Raw genomic sequence first — 15395 nt, 5'->3', positions numbered from 1 at the left:
TGTGGTTGGTGGTTCAGGCGGGAAGGCTGTGGCGGCACAGCGCGCAGTACCGCGACCCTCGCGGGTCGCCGTGCTCGCACTCGTCGTCAGCCGAAGAAGCACGGCGGGGAACCGCCGGGAGGCTTCCCCGAGTAGGGGAGGAGGCCTGCACCTGGTTCCGGATGGACGAGCGTCGTCGCCCCACGACGTAGGACAGGCCGGCGATGCGCTCCTGAGTCAGGCGGCGACGGACGCCGACCGCTGAGTCCTTGACCTTGCGGGCCATGCCGATCAGGGCCAGGACGGCGCTCTTGACGATGCGGATGTGGGACGGGACGCAGCGACCGGCCACGACTCCGCCGCGCTGCCAGAGGATCAGGCCAACTCGTTCGAGTTCGAGGAGGCGGGAGCGGACCCAGCGCTCGGAGTAGCCCGAGACGTCGGCGAGCTGCGGGGCGGTCACCAGTCCTTCGCCGGAGCCGTAGGGCAGGAGGTCGACAAGGGCGCGGAGCAGGGCCCTGGTGCCCTTGTGCTCGGCGCCTGCGAGGTCTCCCCAGCCAGCGCGGGCGAGGCTCGTCAGGATGTCGCGAGTGGGTGCGTGCGCAGTAAGGTGACTCAAGTCGGGCTACCTCCCGGCCATGCCCCCGGACGGCTGCAACCGTCGCGGGGGCTCTTCTTGCTGGTCGAGTGTCAGTCTCGTTCTCTCGACGAGGCGCCCGAGTTCTCGCCCCGGGTGCTGCAGACCCTGCGGCAGCCCCTGGAGTCCGGTGAGCTGGTGCTCCACCGCAGCGGGGGCGCCGCCCGCTACCCGGCCCGGTTCCAGCTCGTGCTCGCCGCCAACCCCTGCCCGTGCGGCATGTCCGACACCCGTGCGGGCCAGGACTGCACGTGCACGGTGACCGCGCGACGTCGCTACCTGGCGCGGCTCTCCGGCCCTCTGCTCGACCGGGTGGACCTCCGGGTGCACGTCACGGGCCCCAGCCGTGCCGACCGACTGCTCGGCGGGGCGGGTGAGTCGACCCGCGTCGTCGCGGACCGTGTCGCCGTCGCGCGTGGGCGGGCCCGGGAGCGGCTGCGCGGCACCCCGTGGCGCACCAACGCCGAGCTGCCCGGACCCTGGCTGCACGACAGGCTGGGGAAGGAACGTGCCGTGCTCGGTCCCGTCGAACGGCTGGTCGACGACGGCGGGCTGTCCCTGCGCGGCGCCCACCGGGTGCTGCGCGTCGCGTGGACCGTGGCCGACCTCGACGGGCGCGACCTGCCCGGCCGGGCCGACGTGGACACCGCGCTGGCGCTCAGATCGGCAGGACCCCGTGGCTGAACCGCGCCGCGGCTCCACGTCGCCGTCCCGGCCCGCCGTGCGCTTCGACCTCGACGACCCGGTGCTGGCGGCCGCCGCCTGGAGCCGGGTCGCCGAACCCGGGGACGTCGTGGCCGGCGCACTCGTCGAGCACCTCGGTGCCGCCGGCGCACTGCGCTGGCTCGTCGACGCCGCGACCGACCCGGCCGGGGCGTGGCGGGCCGCCCGGATCGACCGGCTGCCCCTCCCGGAGTCGCCGACGGTGCCAGGTGGCCCGTCCCCGGGTGTCCGGGACGGAGCCGACGCGGTGTCGCGGCTCGCTGCCGCCGTCCGGCGCTGGGCACCCCGACTGGACAGCCTCGACCCGCGCCGCGAGCTCCGGGTCCTCGAGCGGTGCGGTGGAGCGCTGGTCACCCGGGACGACCCGCACTGGCCGGCCGCGTTCGCGGACCTCGGCCCGACGGCGCCGTTCGCCCTGTGGGTGCGCGGACGTGCCGACGTGGCCGCCTGGGCCGAGCGCTCGGTGGCGCTGGTCGGGTCGCGCGCCTCGACCAGGTACGGCGAGCGTGTCACCGAGGAGCTCGCCGCGGGGCTCGCCGACCGGGGGTTCACGGTCGTGTCCGGCGGCGCGTACGGCATCGACGCCTCCGCGCACCGCGGGGCGCTCGCGGCCGCCGGGACCACCTGCGCCGTGCTCGCCGGAGGTGTGGACCGGTACTACCCCCAGGGCAACGACGGGTTGCTGCGCCGTACGGTCGACGACGGCGGTGCGGTGCTCAGCGAGGTCCCGCCGGGGTCGGCGCCCTTCCGCCAGCGGTTCCTCGCCCGCAACCGGCTCATCGCGGCGCTGACGAGGGCCACCGTCGTCGTGGAGGCGGCCCGACGGTCCGGCGCGCTGTCGACGGCGCGCCGGGCGGCGGACCTGCTGCGCCCGCTCGGAGCGGTGCCGGGACCGGTGACGTCGATGGCGTCCGCGGGGTGCCACGGCCTGCTGCGGGACGGTGCCGCCGTCTGTGTGACCTCGGCGGCGGAGGTGGCCGAGCTGGCCGGCCGGATCGGCCATGACGCCGAGCCCGACGGCCCGGCGGACGGCGACGACCTCCTCGGCGAGCTCGGGCCGGACGAGCGGATGCTGCGGGACGCCCTGCCCCTGCGCTCGGGCGCCACGGTCGACGGCCTCGCCCGCAGCGCCGGGCTCTCCCCCCGACGGGTGCTGACGCTGCTGGGAGGGTTCGAGCGCCGCGGACTGGCACGCTGCGACGCGGGTCGGTGGTCGTGGGTCCGGTGAGGTCCGAGGGTCGCCGCGTCCACGGGAGGAAACGCCGGACGACCTGCGGCGTCACCGTGCCGTCGCGGGGCAGACTGACCCCGATGACCGACCCGGACGTCCCGCCGCTGCCCACCGCGCTCGCCGGCGCGGTGGACGACTTCTCGCGGCACCTGGCCACGCGGCAGGGACACTCGGCGCACACCCGTCGCGCCTACCGCGCCGACGTCACCGCGCTGCTCCGGTACGCCGTCCGGCACGGTGCGGCCGACCTGGACGGGGTCGACCTGACGATGCTGCGCGGTTGGCTGGGTGCCCAGGCGGACCGGGGCCTGGCCCGGGCGACCCTGGCCCGCCGGGGGGCGGCGGCGCGGGCCTTCCTGCGCTGGGCGCACCACGAGGGACTCCTCGCCCACGACCCGTCGGCGCGGCTGGCCAACCCGCGCGTCCCGCGGACGCTGCCGACCGTGCTGTCGACGCAGGCCGCCGCCCGGTTGCTCGACACCGCGCGATCGGACGCGGAGGCGGCCGAGCCCGAGGACCGGCCGGCTGCGTTGCGGGCGTGGGCGGCGGCCGAGCTCCTCTACGGGTCCGGCGTTCGCGTGGGCGAGCTCACGGCGGTCGACACCACGGACGTGGACGTCGCCGAACGGATCGTCCGGGTGCTCGGCAAGGGGGGAAAGGAGCGTGTCGTCCCCTTCGGTGTCCCCGCGGCGCGGGCGCTGCGGGCTTGGCTCGCCGAGGGACGGCCGGAGCTCGTCCGGGCGGACTCCCCGACGGCGCTCTTCCTCGGCGACCGCGGTGGTCGCTGGGGACAGCGCCAGGCCCGCGACGCCGTGCACCGGCTGGCGGACCGGGCCGAGGTCGACGACGTCGCGCCGCACGCCCTGCGGCACTCGGCCGCGACGCACCTGCTGGCCGGCGGGTCCGACCTGCGCTCGGTGCAGGAGGTGCTGGGCCACGCCGACCTGGGCACGACGCAGCGCTACACGCACGTGGACGCCGAACGGCTGCGCCGGGTCTTCGAGCAGGCGTTCCCCCGGGCGTGAGGGGCCGGCGAGCCGCTCACCCTCGTGGCAGCAGCACCACGGGTGCCGCGAGGCCGACGAGGAGCAGCGGGTCGAGGTAGCGGTCACCGCGCCGGACGCCCCAGTGCAGGCAACCCTGCCGGCCGCAGTGCGACCGGGCGTCCGCGGCGACGACGGCGACGGGGGAGCCGCGGTCGACGTGGTCGCCCACCGCGCCGAGCGCGGTCGCGGGTTCGAACGTCGACCGCAGCTCCCCGTGACGGACCACGACCACGGGTTTGTCGCCGACCCGGCCGGCGAAGACGACCCGGCCCGTCGCGGGCGCCCGGACCAGATCGCCGGGGTCGGCCGCCAGGTCGACGCCCCGGTGACCGGGTCGCCACGGCTCGGCCGGCAGGTCGGCCTGCGCCAGCACCGGACCCGGGTGTGGCAGCTCCCACGGCCCGGCGGGCAGGGGTGAGGAGACGAGCCCGGGGGAGAGAGCCGCGCCGGCGCGCGACACGGCGGCCGACGGCGTGGGGGCGGGGCCGGCCGGTACGACCCCGAGGACGAGCGCCGACAGCAGGACCACCACCGCCGCGCGCGACACCGTGGTGCGTCCTCGTGCGCGGCGGGCCGGGGGGCGGTGCGGAGCCATGACGACACCGTGCCGTGGCGGGGCGCGCCGATGCTCCGCCGCCTCCCGGAGACTGTGGACGAGGCGGACGGGGCGTGGCCGCCGACGTGCGCGAGAACACCCCGGCGACCGTCCGTCGGTCGCGGTCGTGTCGGGTAGACTGCTGGCTGCGACCAGTCGTGTCCGCTCCCGCCTCGTTCCTCGCGTCGTCGACGCGTGCGCGAGACGCGGTCCGGCGCGGAGGGTCGACATCGCGCGTCACGTGGTGCCCGGCACGGTCCCCCAGGGATCGTCGGGCACCGCCACCACGGCAGCGGTCCGCATCCCACGGGTGCGGTGCCGGGGCGGCGTGGCGCCAGGGGTGGCCGGGCCCGATGCCCACCACCGACAACCGAAGCACCTGCGACCGTCGACGACGTCGGCGGTCGCCCGATGCGTGCGGCACCGGGTGGATCCCGGGCCGCACGGCGAAAGGACCAGCCATGGCCGTCGTGACCATGCGTCAGCTCCTCGAGAGCGGTGTCCACTTCGGGCACCAGACCCGCCGTTGGAACCCGAAGATGAAGCGCTTCATCTTCACCGAGCGCAACGGCATCTACATCGTCGACCTGCAGCAGTCGCTGTCGTACATCGACCGCTCCTACGAGTTCGTCAAGGAGACGGTCGCCCACGGCGGCACGATCCTGTTCGTCGGCACCAAGAAGCAGGCCCAGGAGGCCATCGCCGAGCAGTCCTCGCGTGTGGGGATGCCGTACGTCAACCACCGCTGGCTCGGTGGCATGCTGACGAACTTCACCACCGTGCACAAGCGTCTCCAGCGCCTCAAGGAGCTCGAGGAGATCGACTTCGACGACGTCGCCGGTTCCGGCCTGACGAAGAAGGAGCTCCTGGTCCTGCGCCGCGAGAAGGACAAGCTCTCGCGCACGCTGGGCGGTATCCGCGACATGGCCAAGACGCCGTCGGCCGTGTGGATCGTGGACACCAACAAGGAGCACCTCGCCGTCGACGAGGCCCGCAAGCTGGGCATCCCCGTCGTGGCGATCCTCGACACGAACTGCGACCCCGACCTGGTCGACTACGCCATCCCGGGCAACGACGACGCCATCCGCTCCGTCACGCTGCTCACCCGCGTGATCGCGGACGCCGTCGCCGAGGGCCTCATGCAGCGCGCCTCCGGCAAGAAGGGCGAGTCGGCCCCCGAGGAGTCCGAGCCGCTGGCCGAGTGGGAGCGCGAGCTCCTCGCCGGCGCCGAGGGCGACCAGGCCGCCGACGCCGCGCAGCCGGTCGCGCCGGCCGAGGGCGCCGCCGCGATCGAGGGTGCCACGGGCTCCGGGGACGCCGTCGCCCCGGGTGCCGACGCCGCTCCGGCCGCCGAGGCCGTCGCCGTGGCCGAGCCCGAGGCCGAGGCCAAGACCGAGAAGTCCGAGTGAGCCGCGGCGGGCCGGTCGTCACGACGACCGGCCCGCCGCCTCACCGCCCACCGCACACCAGCACGGAGGACATCCCCCATGGCGAACTACACCGCCGCTGACATCAAGGCCCTGCGTGAGCGCACCGGCGCCGGCATGCTCGACGTCAAGAAGGCGCTCGACGCGGCCGACGGCAACACGGACCAGGCCATCGAGATCATCCGCAAGAAGGGCCTGGCCAAGGCGGCCAAGCGCGAGGGCAACACCGCCTCCGAGGGTCTCGTCGCGGCGACGATCACCGACGCTGCCGACGGCCAGGTCGCCACGATGGTCGAGCTGAACGCGGAGACGGACTTCGTCGTCAAGAACGAGAACTTCGTCGCGCTGGCCGACACGGTGCTGCAGGCCGCCGCGGCCGCGGGTGCCACCGACGCCGAGTCGGCCCTGGCCGCCCCGGCCGGTGACAGCACGGTCGCCGACACGATCGCCGCCCAGGGCGCCACCATGGGTGAGAAGGTCGTGCTGCGCCGCGTCGCGCGCGTCGAGGGCCCGAAGGTCACCGCCTACCTGCACAAGACCGCCAAGGACCTGCCGCCGTCGATCGGCGTCCTGGTCGTGACGGACGCCGCGGGCGAGGAGGTCGCCAAGGACGTGGCCCAGCACATCGCCGCGCTGGCCCCGCAGTACCTGACCCGCGACGACGTCCCCGCCGACATCGTCGAGAAGGAGCGCGAGATCGCCCGCGAGCGGTCGATCGCCGAGGGCAAGCCCGAGGCCGCGCTGCCGAAGATCGTCGAGGGTCGCCTCAACGGCTTCTTCAAGGAGGCCGTGCTGGTGGACCAGCCGCTGGCGAAGGACACCAAGACGACCGTCGGCAAGCACGTCGAGGCGGCGGGCGGCCAGCTGCTCGGCTTCGTGCGCTTCCGCGTCGGCAACTGATGTGACCACGGCCCGGCCGCACCGGCGACGGATGCGGCCGGGCCGTCGTGCGTCCGCTCCCGGTACCTCCCCGGGCGGACGACGGCATCCGATGCCAGGATGCGCCAGGAGAGGGACCCGTACGGGGCGACCCGGACGACGACGAGACGGACGGTGGCATGACGCACTTCGACCAGGACCAGATCGTGACCGGGCACGTCCCGCCGAAGGACGCCGACACCCGGCGGGTGCTGCTCAAGCTGTCCGGTGAGACGTTCGGCGGCGGCGCCGTCGGTCTGGCCAGCGACGTCGTGCGCCGGGTCGCCCAGGAGATCGGTGAGGCCGTGCGCCAGGGCGTGCAGGTCGCCATCGTCGTCGGCGGCGGGAACTTCTTCCGCGGCGCCGAGCTGTCCCGTGCCGGTCTGGACCGGGCCCGCGCGGACTACATGGGCATGCTGGGCACGGTGATGAACTGTCTGGCGCTGCAGGACTTCCTCGAGCAGGACGGCGTCAAGACGCGGGTCCAGACGGCGATCACGATGGGCCAGGTCGCCGAGCCGTACATCCCGCTGCGTGCCATGCGCCACCTGGAGAAGGGCCGCGTGGTCATCTTCGGCGCCGGCGCCGGCATGCCGTACTTCTCCACCGACACGGTCTCGGTGCAGCGCGCCCTGGAGACGCACTGCGACGAGGTCCTCATGGGCAAGAACGGCGTCGACGGTGTCTACACCGCCGACCCCCGCACCGACGCGTCGGCCGAGCGGCTCGAGCACCTCACCTACACGGACGCCCTCGTGCGCGGACTGAACGTGATGGACGCCACGGCCCTGTCGATGTGCCGCGACAACGACGTGCACATGCGTGTCTTCGGCCTGGAGGAGACCGGTAACGTGACCCGTGCACTGCTCGGCGAGAAGATCGGGACCTCCGTCACCACCCGCTGAGCGTGCACCGACCCCCTAACCATCACGAGCAAGGAGCACCCGGGTGATCGACGACACCCTCCTCGAGGCCGAGGAGAAGATGGACACGGCGATCGAGTTCGCCAAGGAGCAGTTCGGTGCGATCCGCACCGGTCGCGCGAACGCCGGCATGTTCTCCTCGCTCGAGGTGGACTACTACGGCGCGCCGACGCCCCTGCAGCAGCTGGCGTCCTTCAACATCCCCGACGGGCGGACCGTCCTCATCTCCCCGTTCGACAAGAGCTCGATGTCGGCGATCGAGAAGACGCTGCGCGAGTCCGACCTCGGTGTGAACCCGTCCAACGACGGCAACACGATCCGCGTCATCATGCCGACGCTGACCGAGGAGCGTCGCCGCGACTACGTCAAGCTCGCCAAGACCAAGGCCGAGGACGCGCGCATCTCCGTGCGTGGCGTGCGCCGCAAGGCCAAGGAGCAGATCGACAAGGCGGTCAAGGACGGCGAGGTCGGTGAGGACGAGGGCGCCCGCGCGGAGAAGGAGCTCGAGGCGCTGACCAAGAAGCACGTCGACCTCGTGGACCAGCTGCTCGCCCACAAGGAGAGCGAGCTGCTCGAGGTCTGATGTCCCCCGTCGACGCGCAGCGCCGGCCGTCCCGAGCCGGACGCAACCTCCCCGCCGCCGTCGCGGTCGGGCTCGGGCTGCTCCTGCTGCTCGCCGCCTCGCTCTGGTTCCGGCCCGAGCCCTTCGTGGCGTTCGCGGTCCTGGCCCAGAGCGCAGCCCTGTGGGAGCTGCGCGTCGCCTTCGCCCGGCGTGCGATCCAGATCCCGCTGACCCCGCTGCTCGTGGGCGGGGCCGGTATGGCCGTGTCGGCGTACGCCGCCGGGCCCGAGGCGCTGCTGGTGGCGTTCATGCTCACCGTCGGCGCCGTCGTGGTCTGGCGGGTGCTGGACGGCTCCGGCCCACGAGCGCTGCGGGACGCGGCCGCCGGCGTGTTCGCCGCGACGTACCTGCCGTTCATGGCGGGCTTCGTGATGCTCATCCTGGACCAGCCGGACGGCGAGCTGCGGGTGGCGCTCTTCGTCCTGCTGGCCGTCGCGAACGACGTCGGCGGCTACGCCTCCGGGGTGTTCTTCGGGCGCCATCCCATGGCACCCTCGGTCAGTCCCAAGAAGAGCTGGGAGGGGCTGGCCGGCTCGGTGGCCCTGACCACCACGGTGGGGATCGTCGGAGCGCTGTTCGTGCTGGACGCCCCGTGGTGGCTCGGCATCGGCCTCGGCGTCCTCACCGCGGTCACCGCGACGGCCGGCGACCTGGCGGAGTCCCTGATCAAGCGTGATCTCGACCTGAAGGACATGGGGTCGCTGCTGCCCGGCCACGGCGGCGTCCTCGACCGCCTGGACTCCCTGGTCGTCACCGCCCCGTTCGTCTACCTGGTCATGGCCGCCACGGTCTGAGCTGCGAAGGAACTACTCATGGCACCACCGAACGCCCCCACCGGGGCCGGCGCCGACCTCGGCATCCCCGCGGTGCGGCCCTCCGACGAGACCGCGCCGATGCCGCTGCAGATGGCGCCCCGCCGTCGCGGCAAGCCGCCGAAGCACTTCGCGGACCTCACCCCCGCCGAGCGCGTCGCCTCGGTCGCCGAGATGGGCGAGAAGCCGTTCCGCGCCAAGCAGCTCGCCGCGCACTACTTCACGCACTTCACCTCCGACCCGTCGGAGATGACCGACCTGCCCAAGGCCACCCGGGACCAGCTGGCGGAGACGATGTTCCCGCCGCTGATCCGCCCCACCCGGCGGATGGAGGCCGACGGCGGCACCACCGTCAAGACGTTGTGGCACCTGTTCGACGACGCCAAGGTCGAGTCGGTGCTGATGCGCTATCCGCACCGGACCACGCTGTGCGTGTCCTCGCAGGCGGGGTGCGGCATGGCGTGCCCGTTCTGCGCCACGGGTCAGCTCGGGCTGACCCGCAACCTGTCGACGGCCGAGATCCTCGAGCAGGTCCGGGACGCCTTCCGTGCGCTGGACCGCGGGGAGATCCCGGGCGGCCCCGCCCGCCTGAACAACCTCGTGTTCATGGGGATGGGGGAGCCGCTGGCGAACCCGCGCGCCGTCATCGAGACGGTCAAGGCCCTGGTGGCGCCCGCCCCCGAGGGGTTCGGCATGTCGGCGCGCAACATCACCGTGTCGACCGTCGGTCTGGTGCCCGCGATGCGCAAGCTCGCCGACCTCGGCATCCCCGTGACGCTCGCCCTGTCGCTGCACGCGCCGGACGACGACCTGCGCAGCGAGCTGGTGCCGATCAACACGCGCTGGAGCGTCGACGAGGCGATCGACGCTGCGCGGCACTACTACGAGGTGACCGGCCGGCGCGTGTCCATCGAGTACGCGCTCATCAAGGACATGAACGACCACGGCTGGCGTGCCGACCTGCTCGCGGAGAAGCTCAACGCTCGCGGCAGGGGCTGGGTGCACGTCAACCCGATCCCGCTCAATCCGACCCCCGGCTCGATCTGGACGGCGTCCGACCGTTCCGTGGAGGACGAGTTCGTGGCACGATTGCGCGGGCACGGAATCCCGACCACGATCCGTGACACCCGCGGGAGCGACATCGACGGCGCCTGCGGGCAGCTGGCCGCCGAGGAGGACGACGACGAGTGAGCACGCTCTTTTCCACCGTGTCGAAGATGCGACAGGGTTACGACCCGGACGAGGTCGACGAGTTCTTCGACCACGCCCGTCAGGCGTACGAGGGGCAGACCCCCGAGCCGATGACGAACGCGGACGTCGCGGCGTCCACCTTCGACCTGGTGCGCGGTGGCTACAACACCCATGAGGTCGACGCGGCGCTGGACCGCCTGGAGGGCGCCTTCATCGCCCGGCAGCGGGCCGACTTCGTCAACGGCCACGGGCAGGAGGCCTGGATGGCCGCGCTGGCCGAGCGGGCCCGCACGCTGTACGGCCGCCTCGGTCGGCCCGACGGTCAGAAGTTCGCCCCGGCCGAGCGCGGCCAGCAGGGCTACGACATGGACGACGTCGACGCGCTGTGCGACCGGCTCGTGGGGTACTTCGACCGCCAGGAGCCGCTGACGGCGGCCGAGCTGCGGTCGGCCACGTTCAGCCGCGCCAAGGGCAAGGACGCCTACGCCGAAGGGCCCGTGGACAAGTTCCTGGCCCGGGCGATCGAGGTGCTCCTCGGGGTCGAGTGACCTGGGATGATGGGGCCATGCCCCACGCCGCACGCACCCTGACCCTGCTCGGTTCCACCGGATCGATCGGCACGCAGGCCCTCGACGTCGTCGACGCCCACCCGGGACGCTTCGTCGTCGAGGCGCTCAGCGCCGGAGGGTCCGACGTGGACGCCCTGGCCGCCCAGGCGGCCCGGTACGGGGTGCGTGCCGTCGCGGTGGCCGACGCCGGCCGGGCGGACGCGCTGCGCGAGGCCCTGCGCGGAGCCATGGGGCCCGGCGCGGCCGAGGTCGAGGTGCTGGCCGGTCCGCAGGCCGCCGCCGAGGTGGCCGGACGCGGCAGCGACGTCGTCCTCAACGGCATCACCGGGTCCGTCGGTCTGCGTCCCACCCTGGCCGCGCTGGCGGCGGGGTCGACCCTGGCGCTGGCGAACAAGGAGTCCTTGGTGGTCGGCGGCGCACTCGTCAAGGCGGCCGCTGCCCCCGGCCAGATCGTGCCGGTCGACTCCGAGCACTCCGCCATCGCGCAGGCGTTGCGTGGCGGGGCGCGCGAGGAGGTCCGCCGGATCGTCCTGACGGCCTCCGGCGGGCCGTTCCGCGGCCGGACCCGTGACGAGATCCGGACGGTGACCGCGGACCAGGCGCTCGCCCACCCGACGTGGGCGATGGGACCGGTGGTCACGGTGAACTCGGCGTCGCTGATGAACAAGGGCCTCGAGCTCATCGAGGCGCACCTGCTGTTCGACGTGCCCACCGACGACATCACCGTCGTCGTGCACCCGCAGTCAGTGGTGCACTCGATGGTCGAGTTCCGCGACGGCTCGACGATCGCGCAGGCCTCGCCGCCGGACATGCGCCTGCCCATCGCGCTGGGCCTGTCGTGGCCCGAACGCCTCGACGTCGTCTCGCCGCCGTGCGACTGGACGCAGGCGGCGAGCTGGACCTTCGAGCCGCTGGACGAGCACACCTTCCCGGCCGTCGGGCTGGCCCGGGCAGCGGCCGCTGCCTCCGCCACCCACCCGGCGGTCTACAACGCCGCCAACGAGCAGGGCGTCGCCGCCTTCCTCGACGGGCGGATCGGGTTCCTCGACATCGTGGGCACCGTCGAGCGGGTGCTCGGCGAGCACGAGGGCGCGGCAGCGGCGGACGTCACTCTCCAGGACGTCGAGGAGACCGAGGCCTGGGCGCGCGCCCGGGCGGACGAGCTGCTGGCCCGCCGCTGAGGCGCGGCGGGGGCCGCCGGACCGGACAGCGACCTCCCAGGTTGGTCGCCTAGGCTGCTGGGGTGGACATCCTTCCTCTCGTCGTCGGCATCGTCGTCATCGTGGTCGGCATCCTCGTCTCGATCGCCCTGCACGAGGTGGGGCACATGGTGCCCGCCAAGAAGTTCGGCGTCCGGGTCAGCGAGTACATGGTCGGGTTCGGCCCGACCCTGTGGTCGCGCCGCAAGGGCGAGACCGAGTACGGCCTCAAGGCGATCCCGCTGGGCGGCTACGTGCGCCTCGTCGGCATGATGCCCCCCGCGCCGGCGGGCCGCCGCCCGCGCGAAGGGTTCTTCGGTCAGGTGATCGCCGACGCTCGCGACGCCAGCGTCTCCGAGATCCGCCCCGGCGAGGAGCACCGCGCGTTCTACCGGCTCTCCACCCCCAAGAAGCTGGTGGTGATGCTGGGCGGGCCCGTGATGAACCTCGTCATCGCCGTGGTGCTGCTCGCGGTGGTCTTCCTGGCGATCGGCATGCCCACCGCGACGACGACCGTCGCGCAGGTCGGCGACGACACCGCCGCGGCGTCCGCCGGGGTCGAGTCCGGGGACGAGGTCGTCGCCTTCGACGGCGAGCCCGTCGAGGACTGGAACCAGCTCGTCGGGATGATCAACGACGCGGCGGGGGAGCCCGTGCCGATGGTCGTCGAGCGGGACGGCGCGCAGGTCACCTTGACCGTCACCCCCACCCCGGCAGAGCGGCCGCAGACCGACGCCGACGGCTACCCCGTCCTCGACGAGGACGGCGAGCCGGTGCTGGTCGACGGCGCGCTGCTGGGCGTGACGTCGAGCGTGGAGCGACAGGCGCTGCCGGTCTCGTCGGTCCCCGAGGCGATCTGGTTGCAGACCTCGGAGACCGCCAAGGCGATCGTCAGCCTGCCGGTGCGGGTGTACGACGCCGCCTACGAGGCGTTCACCGACGCGCCGCGCTCGCAGGACTCGGTGATGTCCGTGGTCGGCGTGGGGCGCGCGGCCGTGGACACCGCGGGGGCCGAGGACTACTCCGTGCTCGCCCGCGTCCAGCTGATGCTCATGCTGCTCGCCTCGTTGAACGTCGCCCTGTTCATGTTCAACCTCATCCCGCTGCTGCCCCTGGACGGCGGCCACGTGGCGAACGCGCTCTACGAGGGCGGCCGGCGCACGGTCGCCCGGGTGCGGGGGCACGCGCTGCCGGGACCGGCGGACGTCGCCCGCATGATGCCCGTGGCCTACGTGGTGTTCGTGCTCCTCATCGGTGTCGGTGCCGTGCTCATGGTGGCCGATCTGGTCGATCCCGTCCGGCTGTTCTGATCGCGAGCACGGCGTGGTGATCCGGTGACCATCAGGGCGTGACCGGGTCGGCGGTGCACAGCACGGGCAAAACCGCGCGATACTGGCGTGGTGACTGCAGTGAACCTCGGCATGCCCGCACCCCCCGCGCCCACGCTCGCCCCGCGGCGGAAGACCCGCAAGATCAAGGTCGGTGACGTCTACGTCGGTGGCGACGCCCCGATCAGCGTCCAGTCGATGACGACGACCAAGACCACCGACATCAACGGCACGCTCCAGCAGATCGCGGAGCTGACGGCCGCCGGCTGCGACATCGTGCGCGTCGCCTGCCCGACGCAGGACGACGCCGAGGCGCTGCCGATCATCGCGAAGAAGTCGCAGATCCCCGTGATCGCGGACATCCACTTCCAGCCGAAGTACGTGTTCGCCGCCATCGAGGCCGGCTGCGCCGCCGTGCGTGTGAACCCGGGCAACATCAAGAAGTTCGACGACCAGGTCAAGGAGATCGCCCAGGCGGCGAAGGACCACGGCACGTCGCTGCGCATCGGCGTCAACGCCGGCTCCCTGGACAAGCGGCTGCTGGAGAAGTACGGCAAGCCGACGCCGGAGGCGCTCGTCGAGTCCGCGGTCTGGGAGGCGAGCCTGTTCGAGGAGCACGACTTCCACGACTTCAAGATCTCCGTGAAGCACAACGACCCGGTCGTCATGGTGCGCGCCTACGAGCTGCTCTCGCAGCGCGGCGACTGGCCGCTGCACCTCGGCGTCACCGAGGCCGGCCCCGCCTTCCAGGGCACGATCAAGTCCGCCACGGCGTTCGGCGCCCTGCTCAGCCAGGGGATCGGCGACACCATCCGCGTGTCGCTGTCGGCCCCGCCGGTCGAGGAGGTCAAGGTCGGCACGCAGATCCTGCAGTCGCTCAACCTGCGGCCCCGCAAGCTCGAGATCGTCTCCTGCCCGTCGTGCGGCCGCGCCCAGGTGGACGTGTACGAGCTGGCCGACAAGGTGACCGCCGGGCTGGAGGGCATGGCGGTGCCGCTGCGGGTGGCGGTGATGGGCTGCGTCGTCAACGGTCCCGGCGAGGCGCGCGAGGCCGACCTCGGCGTCGCCTCCGGGAACGGCAAGGGGCAGATCTTCGTCAAGGGCGAGGTCATCAAGACCGTCCCCGAGGCGCAGATCGTCGAGACCCTCATCGAGGAGGCGAACCGCATCGCCGAGACGATGGACGCCCCCGAGAACGACGACCAGGCCGGTGCCGTGGTCACGGTGGGCTAGTCACGCACGAGGCCGACGGCCGAGGGGAGCACGCGATGGGATGGCGACCGGCGCTGCGCAGCCGGTCGCCCGCGCCCGGTGACGGGGGTGGCGCCGGGGCGCGGGTCCTCGGCGCGGAGGACCTGGTCGAGGCCCGGCGGGTCTGCGCGCGGGAACCTGTCACGGGCGTGCTCGCCGCGGCCCGGCTCGACATCGCCCTGCACGTGGGGCTGGCAGCGGCCGGCGGCCAGGTCTGGGGCTACCCGGCGGCAGGTGACCTGCGCGCCGTGTGCTGGGCCGGGGCGAACCTCGTGCCCGTCGTGCCGTCGGCGCTGGACCGCGGCGACGCCGACGACGCGGTGGCCGCGTTCGCCGCCGTCGCGCGGGAGCAGGGTCGGCGCTCCAGCTCGATCGTGGGGGAGCGGCGGACCACCCTGCGGCTCTGGGAGCTGCTCTCCGCGGTGTGGCCGCCCCCGCGCGAGGTGCGAACCGACCAGCCGTCGCTGGTGCTCGACCACGACCCGCAGATCGACCCCGACCCCCGGGTCCGGGTCTCCGACCTGTCCGAGCTCGACCTGGTCCTGCCCGCCTGCGTGCGGATGTTCACCGAGGAGGTCGGGTACTCCCCGGTGGCGGGGGGCGGCAGCGCCTACGCGGCCCGGGTGCGCGCGCTCATCGCCGAACGACGCTCCTACGTCCGGATCGACCCGGACGCCACCGGGGCGCCGCGGGTGGTGTTCAAGGCCGAGCTGGGCGCGGTGGCGGGTGGCGTGGCGCAGGTCCAGGGCGTGTGGGTCGACCCGGAGCTGCGCGGGCAGGGACTCGCCGCGTCCGGCATGGCCGCCGTCGTCGCCCTGACGCGGCAGCACGTCGCACCGGTGGTGTCGCTGTACGTCAACGGGTTCAACGCCCCGGCGCTCGCCACGTACCGTCGGGTGGGGTTCACCCAGGTCGGGACGTTCGCCACCGTCCTGTTCTGAGGC

General features: G+C 73.3%; 16 protein-coding genes. 14 read left to right on the top strand and 2 right to left on the bottom strand.

What is annotated here, in order from left to right; all coding sequences use genetic code 11:
* Nucleotides 1-13: 13 nt before the first annotated feature.
* Nucleotides 14-598, bottom strand: a complete 585-nt coding sequence (locus HLI28_RS15440; RefSeq protein WP_246246399.1) for a hypothetical protein — start codon at nucleotides 596-598, stop codon at nucleotides 14-16.
* Here HLI28_RS15440 and HLI28_RS15435 point away from each other — a divergent pair.
* The 3 genes from HLI28_RS15435 (at nucleotide 509) to HLI28_RS04380 (ending at nucleotide 3595) form a co-directional block, all read left to right on the top strand.
* Nucleotides 509-1300, top strand: a complete 792-nt coding sequence (locus HLI28_RS15435) for an ATP-binding protein (RefSeq protein WP_343035658.1) — start codon at nucleotides 509-511, stop codon at nucleotides 1298-1300. The two genes, HLI28_RS15440 and HLI28_RS15435, sit on opposite strands and share 90 nt — an antisense overlap.
* Nucleotides 1293-2567, top strand: coding sequence for a DNA-processing protein DprA (dprA, locus tag HLI28_RS04385; RefSeq protein ID WP_171246297.1), 1275 nt, complete (start codon nucleotides 1293-1295; stop codon nucleotides 2565-2567). Before HLI28_RS15435 ends, dprA begins: the two co-directional genes overlap by 8 nt.
* Nucleotides 2568-2650: 83 nt before the next feature.
* On the top strand, nucleotides 2651-3595 hold the full coding sequence (locus HLI28_RS04380; protein WP_171246296.1) for a tyrosine-type recombinase/integrase: 945 nt from the start codon (nucleotides 2651-2653) through the stop codon (nucleotides 3593-3595).
* Nucleotides 3596-3611: 16 nt separating this feature from the next.
* Here HLI28_RS04380 and HLI28_RS04375 read toward each other — a convergent pair whose 3' ends face one another.
* On the bottom strand, nucleotides 3612-4211 hold the full coding sequence (locus HLI28_RS04375) for a murein hydrolase activator EnvC family protein (protein ID WP_171246295.1): 600 nt from the start codon (nucleotides 4209-4211) through the stop codon (nucleotides 3612-3614).
* A 461-nt stretch (nucleotides 4212-4672) separates the two neighbouring features.
* On the opposite strand from HLI28_RS04375, the gene rpsB reads away from it, so the two are divergent.
* The 11 genes from rpsB (at nucleotide 4673) to HLI28_RS04320 (ending at nucleotide 15392) form a co-directional block, all read left to right on the top strand.
* On the top strand, nucleotides 4673-5620 hold the full coding sequence (gene rpsB, locus HLI28_RS04370) for a 30S ribosomal protein S2 (RefSeq protein ID WP_171246294.1): 948 nt from the start codon (nucleotides 4673-4675) through the stop codon (nucleotides 5618-5620).
* A 78-nt stretch (nucleotides 5621-5698) separates the two neighbouring features.
* The gene (gene tsf / locus HLI28_RS04365) at nucleotides 5699-6538 is read left to right on the top strand and encodes a translation elongation factor Ts (protein ID WP_171246293.1); all 840 of its coding nucleotides are present in this window, start codon (nucleotides 5699-5701) and stop codon (nucleotides 6536-6538) included.
* Between the two features lie 158 nt (nucleotides 6539-6696).
* Nucleotides 6697-7461, top strand: coding sequence for a UMP kinase (gene pyrH / locus HLI28_RS04360; protein ID WP_246246398.1), 765 nt, complete (start codon nucleotides 6697-6699; stop codon nucleotides 7459-7461).
* Between the two features lie 43 nt (nucleotides 7462-7504).
* Nucleotides 7505-8062, top strand: coding sequence for a ribosome recycling factor (frr, locus tag HLI28_RS04355; RefSeq protein ID WP_171246292.1), 558 nt, complete (start codon nucleotides 7505-7507; stop codon nucleotides 8060-8062).
* Nucleotides 8062-8895 (top strand): phosphatidate cytidylyltransferase, encoded by an 834-nt coding sequence (locus tag HLI28_RS04350; protein ID WP_171246291.1) that lies wholly within the window; start codon nucleotides 8062-8064, stop codon nucleotides 8893-8895. Before frr ends, HLI28_RS04350 begins: the two co-directional genes overlap by 1 nt.
* 18 nt (nucleotides 8896-8913) lie before the next feature.
* Nucleotides 8914-10104 carry a dual-specificity RNA methyltransferase RlmN gene (rlmN, locus tag HLI28_RS04345; RefSeq protein ID WP_484496819.1) on the top strand — a complete coding sequence of 397 codons (1191 nt, stop codon included), beginning with the start codon at nucleotides 8914-8916 and terminating at the stop codon, nucleotides 10102-10104.
* 26 nt (nucleotides 10105-10130) lie between these two features.
* Nucleotides 10131-10652: a DivIVA domain-containing protein gene (locus HLI28_RS04340; RefSeq protein ID WP_216077363.1), complete on the top strand. Its 522-nt coding sequence runs from the start codon at nucleotides 10131-10133 to the stop codon at nucleotides 10650-10652.
* A gap of 17 nt (nucleotides 10653-10669) precedes the next feature.
* Complete coding sequence (gene dxr / locus HLI28_RS04335) at nucleotides 10670-11854, top strand: 1-deoxy-D-xylulose-5-phosphate reductoisomerase (protein WP_171246289.1); 1185 nt, start codon at nucleotides 10670-10672, stop codon at nucleotides 11852-11854.
* A gap of 62 nt (nucleotides 11855-11916) precedes the next feature.
* Nucleotides 11917-13182: a site-2 protease family protein gene (locus HLI28_RS04330; RefSeq protein ID WP_171246288.1), complete on the top strand. Its 1266-nt coding sequence runs from the start codon at nucleotides 11917-11919 to the stop codon at nucleotides 13180-13182.
* Between the two features lie 90 nt (nucleotides 13183-13272).
* Nucleotides 13273-14433 carry a flavodoxin-dependent (E)-4-hydroxy-3-methylbut-2-enyl-diphosphate synthase gene (ispG, locus tag HLI28_RS04325; protein ID WP_304603660.1) on the top strand — a complete coding sequence of 387 codons (1161 nt, stop codon included), beginning with the start codon at nucleotides 13273-13275 and terminating at the stop codon, nucleotides 14431-14433.
* A 35-nt stretch (nucleotides 14434-14468) separates the two neighbouring features.
* The gene (locus HLI28_RS04320; protein WP_171246287.1) at nucleotides 14469-15392 is read left to right on the top strand and encodes a GNAT family N-acetyltransferase; all 924 of its coding nucleotides are present in this window, start codon (nucleotides 14469-14471) and stop codon (nucleotides 15390-15392) included.
* Nucleotides 15393-15395 lie beyond the last annotated feature (3 nt).

The organism is Isoptericola sediminis (genome assembly GCF_013085345.1).
Lineage (GTDB): Bacteria > Actinomycetota > Actinomycetes > Actinomycetales > Cellulomonadaceae > Isoptericola > Isoptericola sediminis.
Note: the sequence above shows the minus strand (reverse complement) of the source record. Positions and strands in the feature narration are given on the sequence as shown.

Bases quoted from the DNA above. Each gene is read 5' to 3' on its own strand.
- HLI28_RS04380 (WP_171246296.1), top strand. From the start codon at position 2,651: ATGACCGACCCGGACGTCCCGCCGCTGCCCACCGCGCTCGCCGGCGCG.
- pyrH (WP_246246398.1), top strand. From the start codon at position 6,697: ATGACGCACTTCGACCAGGACCAGATCGTGACCGGGCACGTCCCGCCG.
- rpsB (WP_171246294.1), top strand. From the start codon at position 4,673: ATGGCCGTCGTGACCATGCGTCAGCTCCTCGAGAGCGGTGTCCACTTC.
- HLI28_RS04340 (WP_216077363.1), top strand. From the start codon at position 10,131: ATGCGACAGGGTTACGACCCGGACGAGGTCGACGAGTTCTTCGACCAC.
- dxr (WP_171246289.1), top strand. From the start codon at position 10,670: ATGCCCCACGCCGCACGCACCCTGACCCTGCTCGGTTCCACCGGATCG.
- rlmN (WP_484496819.1), top strand. From the start codon at position 8,914: ATGGCACCACCGAACGCCCCCACCGGGGCCGGCGCCGACCTCGGCATC.
- HLI28_RS04320 (WP_171246287.1), top strand. From the start codon at position 14,469: ATGGGATGGCGACCGGCGCTGCGCAGCCGGTCGCCCGCGCCCGGTGAC.
- tsf (WP_171246293.1), top strand. From the start codon at position 5,699: ATGGCGAACTACACCGCCGCTGACATCAAGGCCCTGCGTGAGCGCACC.
- HLI28_RS04350 (WP_171246291.1), top strand. From the start codon at position 8,062: ATGTCCCCCGTCGACGCGCAGCGCCGGCCGTCCCGAGCCGGACGCAAC.
- HLI28_RS04375 (WP_171246295.1), bottom strand. From the start codon at position 4,211: ATGGCTCCGCACCGCCCCCCGGCCCGCCGCGCACGAGGACGCACCACG.